Below are 16,133 nucleotides of genomic sequence, written 5' to 3' on the forward strand. Positions count from 1 at the left end.
TCAACTTACCCATTATTTTGACTATCTCGTAATTTAATCAATGTTCGTAGAAGGATTTTTGCTTCAGAACCCAATTGCTCCTGAAATTCGGAAATAATCTCATCATAGCTACCTCCTTCTTCTACTTTTTTAGTTAATATCCTATGGAATCCTGATTTTATCACTTCCAAACCAAACACTTCTCGTGTTAAAACACCCACATTTTCCCCAAAAGTTTCAATATTTGGCCTGAAAGGATCTGTTCTTATTCCTGTACGTTCAATTTTCCATACACATGATTTAGGTATTTCTTGTAAAACAACAGGAGAGTGCGTTGCGATAATTGCAATTCCATTTCTATTATCCAGTAGTTCTGACAAGGCTCGAATAAAGGCGGATAGAAGAGGGGGATGTAGATGGCTTTCAGGCTCATCAAGTAGAACCAGAGTTTTTTCTTCAACTCTTGCAACTAATTGCGTAATGATTAACAAAACAGAAGCGTGTCCAGAACTCATTTGCTTAATAAGATTTAAAATTTCATCTTTACTAAAAGTATCGTTCTTATCATTCATCCAGTTGCTTAATTTTATTTCTGAAAAATTCACATCAGATTCTAGGTTTTTAATTGCATTAAGCCAGCGTTCTTTCTTGGCTGAAAAACTTTTGCATTCACTAAATGATTCCCAAAAATCTTTTTCAAAATATGATTGTGGTTCTTTTAGCTTTTCATTTGACTCCTTTAAGCCAATATAAGAGTAATATTTAAGATCTTTTTGATTTGGAATGAATGGATCAAACACGCTAAAAGATACAGCAATTAGATAGCTAAAATAGTCATCACTAATTTTTTTGAATTCGTCACTGGGGAATAAAGACATGAGATTATTGCAATAGAATGCCCCTTCTGTATCATCATATTTATCTATAAATGATTTAATCATTCCATTTAGTAATGTTGTCTTACCAACTCCATTCCTACCGATAATGGCATGTATGTTTGAACTTGGCATGGAATTTGGAACAACATTAAATTCTAGGTTTATTTCCCCTATATTTTCTTGTTCAGAACGAATAAAGTAAAAATTAAATTCACTTAATGGGGATTTATCCTCTAGTATTCGTCTAAACTGCTCTTGTATTGTTTGTTTTCTTATGTCTCTCATTAAAGAAGTTTTCAATACATCTTCGTTAGTAAATTTTTTGAAAAGTTTAGGCTTATAAACAATGTCATTTAAGTTTTCTAAAATAAATATTTTAATATTATCAGGAAGTTTCCATATCTTAATATAAAAATCAACATCTTGACCAAGAGAAAAAAATTCTTCTGGTAAAGTATTAAATACTTTTCCATTGAATTTTTCTATTATTTTCTTATAAGTAGCTATCTCAGTTATTTGTTTTTCAAAGCCTATTTTAATATGACCTATGTTATATTCTTGACCTTTTTCGTCAAACACAGTCATATAAAACATTGTTACATAAGAATAATCATTCCATTTGTCAATTGCTAAATAAACAGAATTCCTAGCATTAATAGGAAAATTTTCATCTCTAGCTAACAATACAAATTTTATGTCCATATTTACTCCTTAATAATTAAAAATCCCCACACCCATACAACGGTACATTCATCAGCCAGTCCTGTTCCCGATAATCCGCCATAGAAAAGCGCACCGCCTGTTCGGGCTCGAACTGTTCCACATACACTTTCAGGCTTTTGGCTTTCAGATTTTCTTCGGCTTTCACTTCGATGGGGATAACCGACTGCCTGCGTTGCAGCACGAAATCGACTTCCGCCGTGCCGCGTTCGGCTGCCCAATAGAATACGGGGTTTTCCTGCGTGGCAACCAGTTGCTGCAAAACGTATTGTTCGGTGAGTGCACCTTTAAATTCGGTGAAAATACGGCTGCCTTCCAGCAACACCCCGACATCCAGATGGCTTTGCGCGGCGAGCAGTCCGACATCTAGCCCATAGAGTTTGAAAGCGTTGTCTTGATAAGCGGAAAGCGGCAGATGCGGTTTTTTGATACGGGGCACGCAATGCACGAGACCGCTGTCTTTGAGCCATTGCAGGGCAATTTCATAATCTTTGCTGCGTGCGCCTTTTTGCAGTTGCGCGTAGAGAAATTTTTTGTTTTCTTTGGCAAGCTGCTCGGGCACGGACGACCAAATAGCGCGCACTTTCTGCACGGTTTGCCCGTCTTTGATGTGCTTGGAAAAATCCTGTTCGTATGCCAAGAGCAGATTACGCTGCACTTGGCGGACTGCGTCAAAATTCTGTGTATCAACAAATGCCTGCACGGCTTCGGGCATGCCGCCGACAAAATAATATTGGCGCAGCAAATCGATATAGACTGTTTTCATGGCGGCTATCAACGCCCAATCCCGCATTTGCAGAAGCTGCATCAAATCCTGTCTGCCCAGCGCGGTGAGAAATTCTTGAAAATCCATCGGATACATAGGCAAAAAGTCGACTTTGCCCACCGGAAACGACACCTGATGGTGCAGCGATACGCCCAAAAGCGAACCTGCCGCCACGATATAAAACTGCGGTGCGTTTTCGTAAAAATATTTGAGCGACGACAGGGCTTGTGGGACTTCTTGGATTTCGTCAAAAATCAACAAGGTATCTTCTGACTGAATGTCTACGCCGCTTTCAATTTTCAAGCCGAGTATCAGGCGGCTGATGTCGTAGCCGTCTGAAAACAGCGTTTTCATGCGCGGGTTGTTGTCAAAATTGATGTAGGCGGTTTTGGCGAAATGCCGCCCGCCGAAGTGCTTCATCGCCCACGTTTTGCCGACCTGTCTTGCACCTTGTATAATCAATGGCTTACGGTTTGGTTGGTTTTTCCACTTTTCAAGAGATTGGATAATGTTTCGCTGCATGGCAGGCACTCCACAAAAATTTCTTGTTATTTTAGCTTGGTTTAACACTTTTTCAAACGAAAAAATGTATATATAAAACATTTTTTCGAATGAAAATAGATTTTTCTGTTAGCGGTTTGTTTTCGTGTGTGATGAAATATTCCCGTAAAATCTGTATGCTACGAGATTCTCTGCTGCAAATTGGCGGCATATCAAGCTCCCAATTAAAACCCATCACTCCATATCCTAATCACCAACCTAAAAAAACAGACAGGCCGTCTGAAAACCTTTCAGGCAGCCTGAAAACCGCTTCGCCGGACCACTTCGGCAGGCGGTGCGCCCAAGCGGCCGCGACGACAAACAAGGAGGCAATATGCCAGTACAAAAACTGGAAAAACTGCTCGCCAAAGAGTCCCAAAAGCTGAAAACCCTGCAATTCGCCATGCACCTGCCCCGTCAAAATCTGGCGTATGCCTACTCTTCAACAGGCAGTCAAAAACAGCATTTTCACAGTGCCAGCGTCGGCAAGCTCTTGACGGCAACTCTGATTTTTATGGCGGTTGAAAGCGGAAAACTGTCTCTGGACAGCAAAATCGCCAGCATGCTCGGTGCGGAATGTTTGCGCGGGCTTTTTGTGGCGGACGGCCGCGATTATCAAGATATGGTTACGGTGCGGCAGCTTTTAGGGCATACATCAGGCATTAACGACTATTACGACAGCCATCAGCCGAACGGCTCGGCTTTTTTGGACGACATCATCCGCCACCCTGATGTGTTTTATACGCCGAAAGATTTGCTAGATTACAGCCGCCGCCGTCAAAATGCCGTCGGCAGGCCGAATCAGCAGTTTTATTATTCGGACACGGGCTATATTTTGTTGGGGCTGCTTGCCGAAAAAATCTTTGACATGCCTTTTCATCAAATATTGGCAGAACGTATTTTCAATCCTGCCGACATGGCCGAAACCGCTTTGGCGTTTTATAGCGAAAAATTCGCCGCTGAGAAACTCGCCCCCCTATATATCAACGGCACGGATATTCATCTGTTTACCAGCCTGAGCTGCGACTTTTCCGGCGGCGGATTATCAACCACCGCAGAAGATTTAGTGCGGTTTTTAGGCACACTGTATCAAGGGCGGCTGCTCAATCAGGAATCTTTGGCACAGATGACGGTTTTTGAAAACAAATATCGGCAAGGGCTGTATTACGGCTTGGGCATGATGCAGGTGCGTTTCAGAGAGTTTTCATTTTTTTTAAGAAAACTGCCGCCCATGCAGGGGCATTTGGGCATGACCGGCGTTCATGCTTGGTACAATCCGCAAACAGGCGACCGCTTTGCCCTAAATGTCGGCAACGCCGCAGATATGGTAAACAGTTTTGTGCTGTTAAGCCGTATCCTGCGGCTGCTTGGATTAAGGGTGTAAATATAAGATTGGCTTGGGCGGCGGTACGCTGAAACGCCAAGGCAATATACAAGACATGGCAAACCGATAGAGAGGCCGTCTGAAAAGATCAAATAGTAGTTTAAGTTAGAAAAACAGACAGAACATATCACTAAAACAGTTAAACAAGGAATAAAAAATGAATTTATGGACACAAAAAAGCATTGATTTGGCATCACAAAGCAATTATCTAGACCAACTTTATCGGGTTTATCCGATGTCGGTTAATTTGCGTAGAGAGTTATCCGAATCCACACAAAATGAAATTCGTACATATCTCAATAATAAAGATGGTAAAAACCTGCTTAATGTTTTATTAAAACAAGAGATTTTTCCTATTAAAGACAGCTATGTCGCCTATTTGAAACGCGATAAAACAGCAATAGAGCGTAATCCTGCTACCGTTAGCCGTTTGGCGGGTATGCTGATTGAAATGGGATTTGATGAAATTTTGGATAAAACTACCGTCCCAAAAGAAACCAATCGGCAAATCGGGCCTTTGTTTAAGAATTGGATTTCAAGCGGTGCATTAGGTATACCCGTTACGACTAATGTTGAAGAGTTTCTCAATTATCAGGGGAATATCGTTTTTAATGCAGGTGATGCTGCGATGCAGGCTTTGGCAAAAGAATATTTGGGCTATCGGCACAATAAAGGATTGGATTTTATTGCTAAATTTAATCATCAATTTATTATTGGCGAAGCAAAATTTCTAACGGATTTTGGCGGGCATCAAAATGCGCAATTTAATGATGCCGTTATCACCATGCGAAGCCAATTGGCTAAAACAGACCATTCGGTAAAAACAATTGCCATATTAGACGGCGTACTTTATATCAAAGGCAAAAATAAAATGTTTAGCGATTTAAACAATTTTAAAGACAATGAAGTGGTTATTTCTGCTGTGCTGTTGCGTGATTATTTGTTTTCGGTGTGATATATGCAGTTAGTTTACGAAAACAAGCAGTCTGAAAACCAAATCTTGGCGCGCGCCCAAAATATTCCGCCTTTATCGTTGGAGGGTGATTTATCGCTTTTATTTTTCGGCGACAATTTTTATGCGCTATCTGCCCTACTCAATAAAGGTTATCGGGAAAAAATTGATTTGATTTATATTGACCCGCCTTATAACACGCAGCAGATTTTTACCGTATCGGAAAATCGGGTAAGTACGATTAGCCGCAGCAATAATGGCGCAACCGCTTATGAAGACAACCGTTCGCTGCCTGAATATTTGGAATTTATGCGCGAACGTTTGATTTTAATGCGCGAATTATTGTCGCCATGTGGTTCGATTTATGTACATATTGATAATAAAGTCGGGCATTATCTGAAAATTTTATTAGATGAAATTTTTGGTGCAGAGAATTTTAAAAACGATATTGCCCGCGTGAAATCCAATCCGAAAAATTTTTCACGCCGCGCGTTTGGCAATGAGAAAGATGTGGTGTTGTTTTATGCTAAAAATGCCAAGAAAAACATTTTTAATCAAATAACGATACCGTTAACCGATAACGATAAAATTGAGATGTTTCAAAAAACCGATGAATACGGACGGCGTTACAATACCGTGCCTGTCCATGCGCCGGGAGAAACGCAAAATGGCGAAACGGGGGGAATGTGGCGCGGTATGCTCCCTCCAAAAGGGCGGCATTGGCGCAGTCCGCCCAATGAATTGGATAAGCTGGACGAGCAAGGTTTGTTGGAATGGTCTAAAAACGGCGTGCCGCGCATCAAAAAATTTGCTGACGAACATAAGGGTAAAAAAATCCAAGATATTTGGCGATACAAAGACCCTGCTTATCCCATTTATCCCACAGAAAAAAATGCGGAAATGTTGGAGATGATTATTCAGCAGTCGTCCAATCCCAATTCTATTGTGTTGGACTGTTTCGCGGGCAGCGGCTCAACTTTGTTGGCAGCGCAAAATTTAAACAGACGGTGGATTGGCATGGATACTTCATCAGTTGCAATCCAAACCATACGAGATAGGTTTGGACTGTTGCCGTTTCAGTTTGTCAATTTGGAAAATATATTAAGATAAATTCAATAATTTGTTTTACTTGTAAAAATTATGGTTTAAGCAGTATACGTCGTACAAGCAAGACCATCATGCGCCATATCCGAAATCATCAATCAAAAAAACAGACAGGCCGTCTGAAAACCTTTTAACCCTATCCAAACCGCCATGCAAAACACCCGAAACCATCACACTATGCCGTCTGAAAACAAACCCCGCTACCGCCTGACCAAGCTTGGCGAACAAATGGCGCGGCTGCCCATCGACCCGAAAATCAGCCGCATGCTGCTGGCGGCGAAAAAGCACGACTGCGTGCAGGAAATGCTGGTCATCGTGTCCGCGCTTTCCGTGCAGGACCCGCGCGAGCGGCCGCTGGAAGCGCGCGAAGCCGCCGCCAAGGCGCACGAGCGTTTTACCGACAAGCAGTCTGATTTTCTCGCCTACCTGAATATTTGGGACAGCTTCCAGCGCGAGCGCGAAAAAGGTTTGAGCAACAGGCAGTTGGTGCAGTGGTGCCGCCAGCATTTCCTTTCGCACCTGCGGATGCGCGAGTGGCGCGAGCTGCACAAACAGTTGGCGGATATTGCGGTGGAAATGGGTTTGATTGACAAGGAACGCGCGTTCAGACGGCCTTTGCCGCCTGCGCCGCAGGTTTCAGACGGCCTTCAAGGCAGCCTGAAAACCGATGCCGATTTGTCCGCCCGTCTCAAACAAAAGCAGTTGGACAAAAAACACGCCCGCACCGAACGCCGCGCCGCCAAAGAAGCGGGCTACGAGCAAATCCACCGCGCCCTGCTCACGGGCTTGATTGCCAATGTGGGCATGAAATCGCCCGACGGCCACGACTACATCGGCGCGCGCGGGGCGCATTTCCATCTGTTTCCCGCGTCCGCGCTGTTCAAATCCAAGCCCAAATGGGTGATGGCGGCGGAGCTCACCGAAACCACGCGCTTGTATGCCCGCGATGTGGCCGCCATCCAGCCCGAATGGATAGAGCAGGAAGCGCCGCATTTGGTGAAATACCATTATTTCGAGCCGCATTGGGAGCAGAAACGCGGCGAAGTGGTGGCCGCCGAGCGCGTAACCCTGTACGGCCTGACCGTGCTGCCGCGCCGCCCCGTCGCCTATGCCCGCGTCGCTCCCGAAGAAGCCCGCGAAATCTTCATCCGCAGCGCACTGGTGGCGCAGGAATGCGATTTGAAGGCCGGTTTTTTTGTCCACAACAAAAAGCTGATTAAGGAAGTCGGCGAGCTGGAACACAAATCGCGGCGGCAGGACGTGCTGGTGGACGAAGAAGCCTTGTTTGATTTTTATAACCAGCGTCTGCCGCAGTTTTACGAGCCGTCTGAAACATTTTCAGGTAGCCCGAATAAGCAAAGGCAGCCTGAAAACAGTAAAACGCCGTCTGAAACCGCCAAGCCCGCCACCCGCGCCGTTCCCTCTCCCGCGCAAGCGCAGGAGCGGGGGCAGGCAGTAGGTCGGATGCTTGAATCCGACAAAACAGCAGAAGCAAAAGCAACATCCGATTCAAACGCAAATGCCCTGTCGGATACAAGTATCCGACCTACGGCAAGTGTTTCAGACGGCCTTTCAGGCAGCCTGAAAGGGCAGAGGCCGTCTGAAAACGCGGGGCATAATGTAGGTCGGATTCTCGAATCCGACAAAACGGCAGAAGCAAAAACAACATCCGATTCAAGCGCAAATGTTCTGTCGGATACAAGTATCCGACCTACGGCAAGTGTTTCAGACGGCCTTTCAGGTAGCCTGAAAGGGCAGAGGCCGTCTGAAAACGCGGGGCATAATGTAGGTCGGATTCTTGAATCCGACAAAACAGCAGAAGCAAAAGCAACATCCGATTCAAACGCAAATGCTCTGTCGGATACAAGTATCCGACCTACGGCAAGTGTTTCAGACGGCCTTTCAGGCAGCCTGAAACCGCATATCCGTCCCGCCGCAGACAGCGATGCCGCCGCCGTTGCCGCATTGTTCCGCCGCGCGGTCATGCACATTCCCAACAGCGATTACAGCGAAGCGGAAAAAAACGCGTGGCTGCACGGCGCGGACAATGCCGCTTTCTGGCAAAAACGTATTGGGCGCGGCCACATCTGCGTGGCAACGCACAACGGGTGCGTGTCGGGTTTTGTCGAATATCTGCCGGAGCAGGCGCACATAGACTGCCTCTTTACCGACCCCCGCCACCAGCGGCAGGGCATTGCAAGTGCGCTGCTGGCTGCCGTTCTGCCGTCGGCGGACAGCGGCAAGGCGGTCAGCGCAGATGTTTCCAAAGCCGCATCGGCATTTTTCCAAAAACAAGGCTTCGTGCTGCAACACGAAAACGAAATCCCGCGCAACGGCTTGGTTTTGACCAACTACCGCATGGTTCGCCAAACAAACCAAGCCCAAAAGCAGCCTGAAAACGCAGCGCATAATGTAGGTCGGATTCTCGAATCCGACAAAACGGCAGAAGCAAAAACAACATCCGATTCAAGCGCAAATGTTCTGTCGGATACAAGTATCCGACCTACGGCAAGTGTTTCAGACGGCCTTTCAGGCAGCCTGAAAGGGCAGAGGCCGTCTGAAAATGCAGCGCATAATGTAGGTCGGATGCCTGAATCCGACAAAACCAAAACCGCAAACGTTTCAGGAAACGCCGTTCCAGCCCGCCCCAAAGGCAGCCTGAAAACCGCCAAACCCGTTCCCATTGCCGACATCCGCACCTTCCAAAGCTGGCTCAAAACCGCCGAACACGCCAACCCGCGCCTGCTGTTTCTCACCCGCGAAGACCTGATGCAGCACGCCGCCGCACACATCACCGAAGAGCAGTTCCCCAAACACTGGCAAAGCGCAGACGGCAAATTCAAACTCGCCTACCGCTTCGAGCCGCACCACCCGCTCGACGGTGTAACCCTCACCCTGCCGCTCACCGTGCTCAACCGTGTTGCCGCGCCCGCGCTCGAATGGCTCGTGCCCGGCATGTTGCGCGAAAAAATCCAGTTGCTCATCAAAGCCCTGCCCAAGCAAATCCGCCGCATCTGCGTACCCGTTCCCGAATTTACCACCCGGTTTCTCAGCAGCAACCCCAACCGCCAAGAGCCGATTATTCCCCAACTTGCCCGCTTTATCGCCAAAACCGCCGGCGACATGCGCCTGCTCGAACAAATCAACCAAGACGAATGGAGCGCATTCAGGCTGCCCGAACACTGCTATTTCAACCTGCGCATCATCGACGACGGCGGGCAGGAGTTAGCCATGGGGCGCGACCTCGCCAAACTGCAACAAGAGCTGGGACAGGCAGCCGCCGTAACCTTCCGCGACAACACCCAAGAATTCGAGCGCGACAACGTTACCGCATGGGACATCGGCACACTGCCCGAATCCATCAAATTCGCACGCGGCAAACAACAGCTCAACGGCTATCTCGGCCTGCAAAAAGAAAAAGACGGCCGCATCGCCCTGCGCCTGTCCGACACCCCCGAAGCCGCCGCAGCCGCCCACCGCCAAGGCCTAACCGCCCTGATGCAGTTGCAGCTCAAAGAACACATGAAAGACCTCAACAAAGGCATACAAGGCTTCACCCAAGCCGCCATGCTGCTCAAACACATCCCCGCCGACACCCTGCGCGACGACCTCACCGCCGCCATCTGCGACCGCGCCTTCATCGGCGACGACGAACCCCCGCGCAGCGAAAAAGCCTTTAAAGAACAAATCAAACGCGCCCGCAGCCGCCTGCCCGCCGTCAAAGAAGCCCTGTCGCGCTATTTGCAGGAAACCGCCGCCGCCTACGCCGAACTGAACGCCAAACTCGGCAAACACCCGCTCACCCCCCTAATCCGCAAACGACTGGACACCCTGCTCGGCGCAGGCTTCGCCACCCGCACCCCGTGGGCGCAATGGTCGCGTTTGCCGGTTTACATTAAAGCCATGAGCCTGCGGCTGGACAAATACTCCGCCAACCCCGCCCGCGACACCGCCCGCGAAGCCGACATCCAAGAGCTGGAACAAATGTGGCAGGAAAAAGCCGACACGCTGGCCAAACAAAACCAACCCCTTTCAGACGGCCTCAAAGCATTCAAATGGCAAATCGAAGAACTGCGCGTATCGCTGTTCGCACAAGAGCTGAAAACGCCGTATCCCGTGTCGGTGAAGAGGTTGTTGAAGGAGTGGGAGGGGTTGGATAAAGGGTAATGAAAATGCCGTCTGAAAGTTTCAAACGGCCTTTCGACTCTAAATAGAAATACTATTTTGATAAAAATGTTTTTTTATTTCATCAATTATTTCAAATATTTTCTTGAACTCTGAAAAATCAAAATGAGTAGAGCGTTTCGCAACGTATTTTGCGAAAACAGTTTTGGGATATGATCTGTTCCTAAATTTTATATTTTCATGATTTTCATCATCTACTTTAATTTTTCCAATGGAAACATGAGATAACAAATTTTCAACACAAGTCATCTCTAATGCATTCCTAAATGTTGGCTTTTTATTTTCTAAGGCTAGTGGTCTTAATAGAACTAAATAAATATTTTCTCTAATGTGAACCCATTGTTGCCCATCTTTCATATGATGAGTCTCAGGAATATTGTTTTTTGATTTCTCATTTTTATCTTTAACATCTAACCCTTGATCATAATCAAGAACAAATATAACAGGGTGTTTGCTTTTAATTTTCAGATTCTTTAAGTTTATAAAATAATCTTTATATGCGTGCAAGAGAAAACTATTGATTAAAGCAGTTCCGCCACCTAAACTTATTTTTGTAAGCTCTGAGTTTATTGACTGAATGATGTAGTTTTCTTTATGTTCATTTGGATTAAGGATTTTATTTGCTAATTTAAAATATATTGAGTCTGTTATTCCCTCTGGAAAAATTATTGGCTTATTATTTCCAATAAAATATTTATAGAAAATTGCTTGTCTTAATAGCCTAATACTGCGATTTGAGTTTTCTTTATTATCAAAATTTCCTGCGCACAAATAGGCAAATTTCTTTCTTTCTTCTTCCCATTCTTGAATAGACATATCATGGTGCTGTTTTAGATATTTAACTGACGCAACATAATTAAGTCGTCCAATTAGCTGATTTATTGTTCCTTCTTTATCACCAATTAAAAATTTTCCGCTAGTGAATAAACTGTACAACATTGCTCTATTATGCTTCTGATAATATTCAGATATATTAAGAGTTTTATTAACAGTAATACCTGTGACGGTTTGGCGTTTTTTAGCAGAAAATAATCTGGTTTTCTTGTCGTTTATCTTAAACCCTGAATCCTCTATTACTCTTCTTAATCTATCACCAGCTTCCCATATGAAATTCTCACTGTTCCACCTTACTAAATCTTCAGGAATTGGTTTGTTGGATGAAAATGTTAAGTCATCGGCATATCTACTATAAGTTAATTTGTATTCTTTAGAAATTTTTACTAGCCTTATATCCAATAAGTTACCAATGAGGGAAGCTATTATCGGTGATAGCGGCGAGCCTTGTGGCAAAAAAGTTTTATTATTTTCATCACGAAAACATGCCAATTGAGCGAGAGTTTTTGCCACTTTATCATTTAATCTAAAATATTTGTCTGCTTTAAAAAAGTTACTAATTCTTCCATAGTGAATGCTTCCAAAAAAATCAGATAAATCAATATTCAGAACATATCTCTTATTTCTATGAATTTGAGCATTTGTTAGAATGGATTTTTTTATTTCAAAAGCATGGTTGCAGATTAAATAGTTTGGATTTTCTTGCTGTATCTCTCGTATGCAAAAATTTAAAATGGTTGCAAACTTTTTCTGTAAGTCTTTTAAGGGTTGAGGAGGAATTAGGATTGTCCTTTCTCCACCTGAGGCCTTGAGAATAGTAAATGATGTAAATTGTGAAAAATGATTAAGAGAATATGCAATATACCAAAAGTCTTTGACAGAAATGCCTAGATAATTGTGGAAATTATTTACTACATCAATACCATTATTGCATAATTTTAATTTTATTAGATGGTTAAACATGGAGTTTATAAGATACAAAGAGTTAAGTGAAGAGGCATAAATACTCTCACTGAAGTCAAACAAAATATGGAGTAATTAGCGACAAGTGCAGACTGCACGAGGCGCGTTACCCTTGGTACATTGTTTTAAATTATCCCGAATCAGGATAACAAATCTATTTATGCCTCAAACTGTTATTTTACAGAAATTCCTAGATAACACAATTTAATTTGTTAAAATTTCATGCGACAAGGTTGTCATCTATGGAATGGCTAATTAGCTATCTCTTTCCTTGGAGGCAACTTGAACACCAGAAAACACAATTTTCAGGCTGCCTTTCCCTTATAATTCCATTTCCTAACATCATATTTCCTTATCCCGCCATGCCCAAACTGCCCGAAGTAGAAACCACCCCGCGCGGTATCGCGCCACACATTATCAACCAAACCGTTGCCGCCGTAACTCTCCGCAAGCCCAAGCTGCGCTGGAAAATTTCGCTTGCGCTGCCTGAAGCCTGCACTTATCAAAATGTTATTCCATCCATGCGCCCCAAAAACGACCGCCTCGCCTACGAAATCCTCTCTGCCGTTGCCGAAATCCCGTTTGGCAAAGTTGCTACCTACGGGCAAATCGCACGGCTGATAGGCCGCGATAAAAACGCCCGCCTTGTCGGCAACGTGCTGCGCCACGCCAAAAGCTACGGCGATTATCCCTGCCACCGTGTCGTCAATGCCGCAGGCAGGCTCGCACCGCATTGGGCGGCACAAGCCGATCTGCTGCGCAGCGAAGGTGTGGAAGTAACAGAAAGCAGGCGCGTTTGTTTGCAGCGGTATCGATGGGACTGCTAATCAGCCTATCCCGTCAGACAAGGCAGCCTGAAAACCAAACCCAAACCCGTTTTTCAGGCTGCCTTTCCCTTATAATTCCATTTCCTAACATCCTATCCCTTTATCCCACCATGCCCGAACTGCCCGAAGTAGAAACCACCCTGCGCGGCATCGCGCCGCACATCATCAACCAAACCGTTGCCACCGTAACCATCCGCCAGCCCAAACTACGCTGGCAGATTCCGCCCGAGCTGCCTGAAACCCTGCGCGGGCTTGCGGTGCGCGAATGCCGCCGCCGTGCCAAATATCTGCTGATTCGTTTTGATACGGGCGTGCTGCTGGTTCATTTGGGCATGTCGGGCAGCCTGCGGATTTGGCAGGGCAACGCGCCCGAAGCAGGCAAACACGACCATGTGGACATTGTGTTTGCCAACGGCACGCTATTGCGCTACCACGACCCGCGCCGTTTTGGCGCAGTTTTGTGGCTGGCTGGCGCGGCGGAGCACCATGATTTGTTGAAAAATCTGGGCGTAGAGCCGTTAAGCGATGATTTCACCGCAGATTACCTGTTCCAAGCCCTGCAAAAACGCAGCAGCCCCATCAAAACCGTGCTGATGGACAACAAAATTGTGGTGGGCGTGGGCAATATTTACGCCAACGAAAGCCTGTTTCAGGCTGCCATTGCCCCGCAGCGCGCCGCCAAATCGTTAAGCAAACCAGAATGCGCCACCTTAACCGCCGCCGTCAAACAAATCCTGCGCCGCGCGATTGAAACAGGCGGCAGCACCTTGCGCGACTTTGTCAACAGCGAAGGCAAAAGCGGCTATTTCCAACAGGAATACAAGGTGTACGGCAGAACAAACCAGCCCTGCCCAAGTTGCGGCACGCCGATTGCCAAAACCGTCATCGGGCAGCGTGGCACGTTTTATTGCCCGAATTGCCAACGATAGCTGCGCGGCGAAATAGTGTGGATATTTTCAGGCTGCCTAACGCATATAGGCAGCCTGAAACGTTGTTTGACCAAGCAAATAATAACTTCGTGAACCTTATGCGCTACCGAATGAAAGGATGCCAATCAGCAGCGGAACGAACGGCAGCTTTATATAAAAAACTGAATATTCTTTGGTTTGCAATGCCTTATATTTATTTTTTGATATAACACAACCAGTTATTTATGACAGGCGATATTTTTCATGGCGGTTTGACAATTTAGAGGCATCTGTCTATATTGAATTTTTTTAAACAAGATGGAGAATATTCCAATGAAAGCAAAAATGATTTTGGCAGCATGTTTGTTGGGTTTAAGCGTGCCGGCAATGGCAGAGTTTATTGATTCGCCAGACAAGAAAACCGTAGTCGAAGAACACTTGAAAGCTGTGTCTGTCCATCAGGCAAAAATGATGGCAGACGGCAGACATGTTGTATTGGAAGGCCACTTGACTGGCCGTGCCGGCACTTTGAATGCAGAGGAATTTATTTTTACGGATGGCAAGGACAGCATTAAAGTGGAAATAGACGGCAATATATGGCGCGGCCGAGACGTGAGCAAAGAGACCCGTATTCGACTATGGGGCGAAGTTGATCGCAATCGGTTTAACAACAGCATTGAAATCGAAGTGGACGATTTTGAAATTCTGCCGTAATGCTGCTATTGGCAGAACAAACAAAGACACAAAGCTGCCGATAGGGGCATCTGAACCTATCTTCTCCACACATTGCCAAACCGTGTACTAGCACTAATGGCGAAAAACAGGCCGTCTGAAATGTTTTCAGACGGCCTGAATGTACGGCGGGTATTGTGCGAACCTACTCCCGCCCCACATTGGCAAACACCGCACTCACCGCGCAGAACAGGGCGATAATCCAGCCCATTGGCCACGCCGTACCGCTGGAAAAGGCGGTGAGCAGGAGCGAGGAGACGGTGCCGCTGCCGTATTGCAGCGAGCCGAGCAGGGCGGAGGCCGCGCCTGCGTTTTGTGGCGGCACGGCATCCAGCGCGGCGGCGGTGGCGCAGGCGGCGATGATGCCGTTCATGCTGAACACGCCGAACATCAGCGCGACCACCGCCCGCAATCCGCCTGCGTTGCAGTAAGTTACCGCCGCCAAACCGAGGGCAAACGCCAGCGCAATCAGGCTGCTTACCGATAGCAGCGACGTGAGGGAGAAACGGCGCAGCAGGTATTTGTTGGCAAAGCTGAGTGCCACCACGCCGACGATGTTCACGCCGAACAGCCAGCCGTAATGCGCGGGCGAAACCCCAAAAAATTCTATATAAACAAAGGGCGAGCCGACGATAAAGGCATACGCCGCCATGTAGAAAAAGGTCAGCGCGAGCGTGTGGCGCATAAAGCGGCGGTTGGCGGTCAGCGCGGCGTATTGGCGGAACGACTGCGACAGCGGCGCGCGGCTGCGTTTGTTGGCAGGCAGGGTTTCAGGCAGCCTGAGAACCGCCACGGCAAGGGCAATGCCCACCGCCGCCAGCAACCAGAATATGGCGTGCCACGAGCTGAATTTCAGCAGCACGCCGCCGAGCAGCGGCCCGATAATCGGTGCCACCGCCATCATAATCACCAGCGTGGACAGCATTTGCGCCGCCTGCGTGCCAGCATATAAATCCCGAATCATCGCGCGGCTGAGCATTGGCCCGACGCACGCGCCAAGCGCCTGAAACACCCGCCAAAACACCACCGCTTCCATCGTCTGCGACAAGGCGCAGCCCGCCGAACCGATAGTAAACAGCACCAGCCCGACAAACAGCGGTATTTTGCGCCCGATACGGTCGGACACCGGCCCCCACACCAGTTGCGCCAGCGCAAAGCCGATGAGAAAACCCGTTACCGTCAGCTCGGCATTGCCGCCCATCGCCTGCTCCATCGCGGGCATGGCGGGCAGGTAAATGTCGGTGGACAGCGAGGTCATCGCCATCAGCGCGCTGAGGGTGAGTAGCAGGCCGAGGCTGCGTTTGGGTTTCATGGTTGCTTCTCGTAAAAGTGCGGTGGTTTTTTTGACTGTTTTACAGGCC

The 16,133-nt window shown here is 46.9% G+C and carries 11 protein-coding genes; 7 read left to right on the top strand and 4 right to left on the bottom strand.

Annotated features, from left to right (window positions below):
• Positions 1-5 precede the first annotated feature (5 nt).
• On the bottom strand, positions 6-1,559 hold the full coding sequence (locus DYE40_RS06835; RefSeq protein ID WP_244731535.1) for an AAA family ATPase: 1,554 nt from the start codon (positions 1,557-1,559) through the stop codon (positions 6-8).
• A 16-nt stretch (positions 1,560-1,575) separates the two neighbouring features.
• Positions 1,576-2,865, bottom strand: a complete 1,290-nt coding sequence (locus DYE40_RS06840; RefSeq protein WP_115308397.1) for an ATP-binding protein — start codon at positions 2,863-2,865, stop codon at positions 1,576-1,578.
• Between the two features lie 352 nt (positions 2,866-3,217).
• On the opposite strand from DYE40_RS06840, the gene DYE40_RS06845 reads away from it, so the two are divergent.
• From DYE40_RS06845 to DYE40_RS12930, 4 genes are all read left to right on the top strand, one after another.
• Positions 3,218-4,267: a serine hydrolase domain-containing protein gene (locus tag DYE40_RS06845; protein WP_147286605.1), complete on the top strand. Its 1,050-nt coding sequence runs from the start codon at positions 3,218-3,220 to the stop codon at positions 4,265-4,267.
• A gap of 157 nt (positions 4,268-4,424) precedes the next feature.
• Complete coding sequence (locus DYE40_RS06850; protein ID WP_115308399.1) at positions 4,425-5,222, top strand: restriction endonuclease; 798 nt, start codon at positions 4,425-4,427, stop codon at positions 5,220-5,222.
• 3 nt (positions 5,223-5,225) lie between these two features.
• Positions 5,226-6,329: a site-specific DNA-methyltransferase gene (locus tag DYE40_RS06855; protein ID WP_115308400.1), complete on the top strand. Its 1,104-nt coding sequence runs from the start codon at positions 5,226-5,228 to the stop codon at positions 6,327-6,329.
• Between the two features lie 144 nt (positions 6,330-6,473).
• Positions 6,474-10,490 (top strand): GNAT family N-acetyltransferase, encoded by a 4,017-nt coding sequence (locus DYE40_RS12930; protein ID WP_115308401.1) that lies wholly within the window; start codon positions 6,474-6,476, stop codon positions 10,488-10,490.
• A 39-nt stretch (positions 10,491-10,529) separates the two neighbouring features.
• Here the strand turns inward: DYE40_RS12930 and DYE40_RS06865 are convergent, their stop codons facing one another.
• Positions 10,530-12,305, bottom strand: a complete 1,776-nt coding sequence (locus DYE40_RS06865) for a retron Ec67 family RNA-directed DNA polymerase/endonuclease (RefSeq protein ID WP_115308402.1) — start codon at positions 12,303-12,305, stop codon at positions 10,530-10,532.
• 362 nt (positions 12,306-12,667) lie between these two features.
• Between DYE40_RS06865 and DYE40_RS12605 the strand changes: the two genes are divergently transcribed.
• The 3 genes from DYE40_RS12605 (at position 12,668) to DYE40_RS06880 (ending at position 14,754) form a co-directional block, all read left to right on the top strand.
• On the top strand, positions 12,668-13,132 hold the full coding sequence (locus DYE40_RS12605) for an MGMT family protein (RefSeq protein ID WP_425311262.1): 465 nt from the start codon (positions 12,668-12,670) through the stop codon (positions 13,130-13,132).
• A 110-nt stretch (positions 13,133-13,242) separates the two neighbouring features.
• Positions 13,243-14,061 (top strand): bifunctional DNA-formamidopyrimidine glycosylase/DNA-(apurinic or apyrimidinic site) lyase, encoded by an 819-nt coding sequence (gene mutM, locus DYE40_RS06875; protein WP_115308404.1) that lies wholly within the window; start codon positions 13,243-13,245, stop codon positions 14,059-14,061.
• Between the two features lie 312 nt (positions 14,062-14,373).
• The gene (locus tag DYE40_RS06880) at positions 14,374-14,754 is read left to right on the top strand and encodes a YgiW/YdeI family stress tolerance OB fold protein (RefSeq protein ID WP_172461233.1); all 381 of its coding nucleotides are present in this window, start codon (positions 14,374-14,376) and stop codon (positions 14,752-14,754) included.
• Positions 14,755-14,917: 163 nt separating this feature from the next.
• On the opposite strand, the gene DYE40_RS06885 is transcribed toward DYE40_RS06880, so the two are convergent.
• The gene (locus DYE40_RS06885) at positions 14,918-16,084 is read right to left on the bottom strand and encodes a multidrug effflux MFS transporter (protein ID WP_115308406.1); all 1,167 of its coding nucleotides are present in this window, start codon (positions 16,082-16,084) and stop codon (positions 14,918-14,920) included.
• Between the last annotated feature and the right edge of the window lie 49 nt (positions 16,085-16,133).

The sequence above is a fragment of the Kingella potus genome, assembly GCF_900451175.1.
Classification (GTDB): domain Bacteria; phylum Pseudomonadota; class Gammaproteobacteria; order Burkholderiales; family Neisseriaceae; genus Neisseria; species Neisseria potus.

Coding starts and splice junctions, on each gene's coding strand:
- DYE40_RS06840 (WP_115308397.1), bottom strand. CDS start 2,865: ATGCAGCGAAACATTATCCAATCTCTTGAAAAGTGGAAAAACCAACCA.
- DYE40_RS06855 (WP_115308400.1), top strand. CDS start 5,226: ATGCAGTTAGTTTACGAAAACAAGCAGTCTGAAAACCAAATCTTGGCG.
- DYE40_RS06835 (WP_244731535.1), bottom strand. CDS start 1,559: ATGGACATAAAATTTGTATTGTTAGCTAGAGATGAAAATTTTCCTATT.
- mutM (WP_115308404.1), top strand. CDS start 13,243: ATGCCCGAACTGCCCGAAGTAGAAACCACCCTGCGCGGCATCGCGCCG.
- DYE40_RS12605 (WP_425311262.1), top strand. CDS start 12,668: ATGCCCAAACTGCCCGAAGTAGAAACCACCCCGCGCGGTATCGCGCCA.
- DYE40_RS06885 (WP_115308406.1), bottom strand. CDS start 16,084: ATGAAACCCAAACGCAGCCTCGGCCTGCTACTCACCCTCAGCGCGCTG.
- DYE40_RS06880 (WP_172461233.1), top strand. CDS start 14,374: ATGAAAGCAAAAATGATTTTGGCAGCATGTTTGTTGGGTTTAAGCGTG.
- DYE40_RS06845 (WP_147286605.1), top strand. CDS start 3,218: ATGCCAGTACAAAAACTGGAAAAACTGCTCGCCAAAGAGTCCCAAAAG.
- DYE40_RS06865 (WP_115308402.1), bottom strand. CDS start 12,305: ATGTTTAACCATCTAATAAAATTAAAATTATGCAATAATGGTATTGAT.
- DYE40_RS12930 (WP_115308401.1), top strand. CDS start 6,474: ATGCAAAACACCCGAAACCATCACACTATGCCGTCTGAAAACAAACCC.
- DYE40_RS06850 (WP_115308399.1), top strand. CDS start 4,425: ATGAATTTATGGACACAAAAAAGCATTGATTTGGCATCACAAAGCAAT.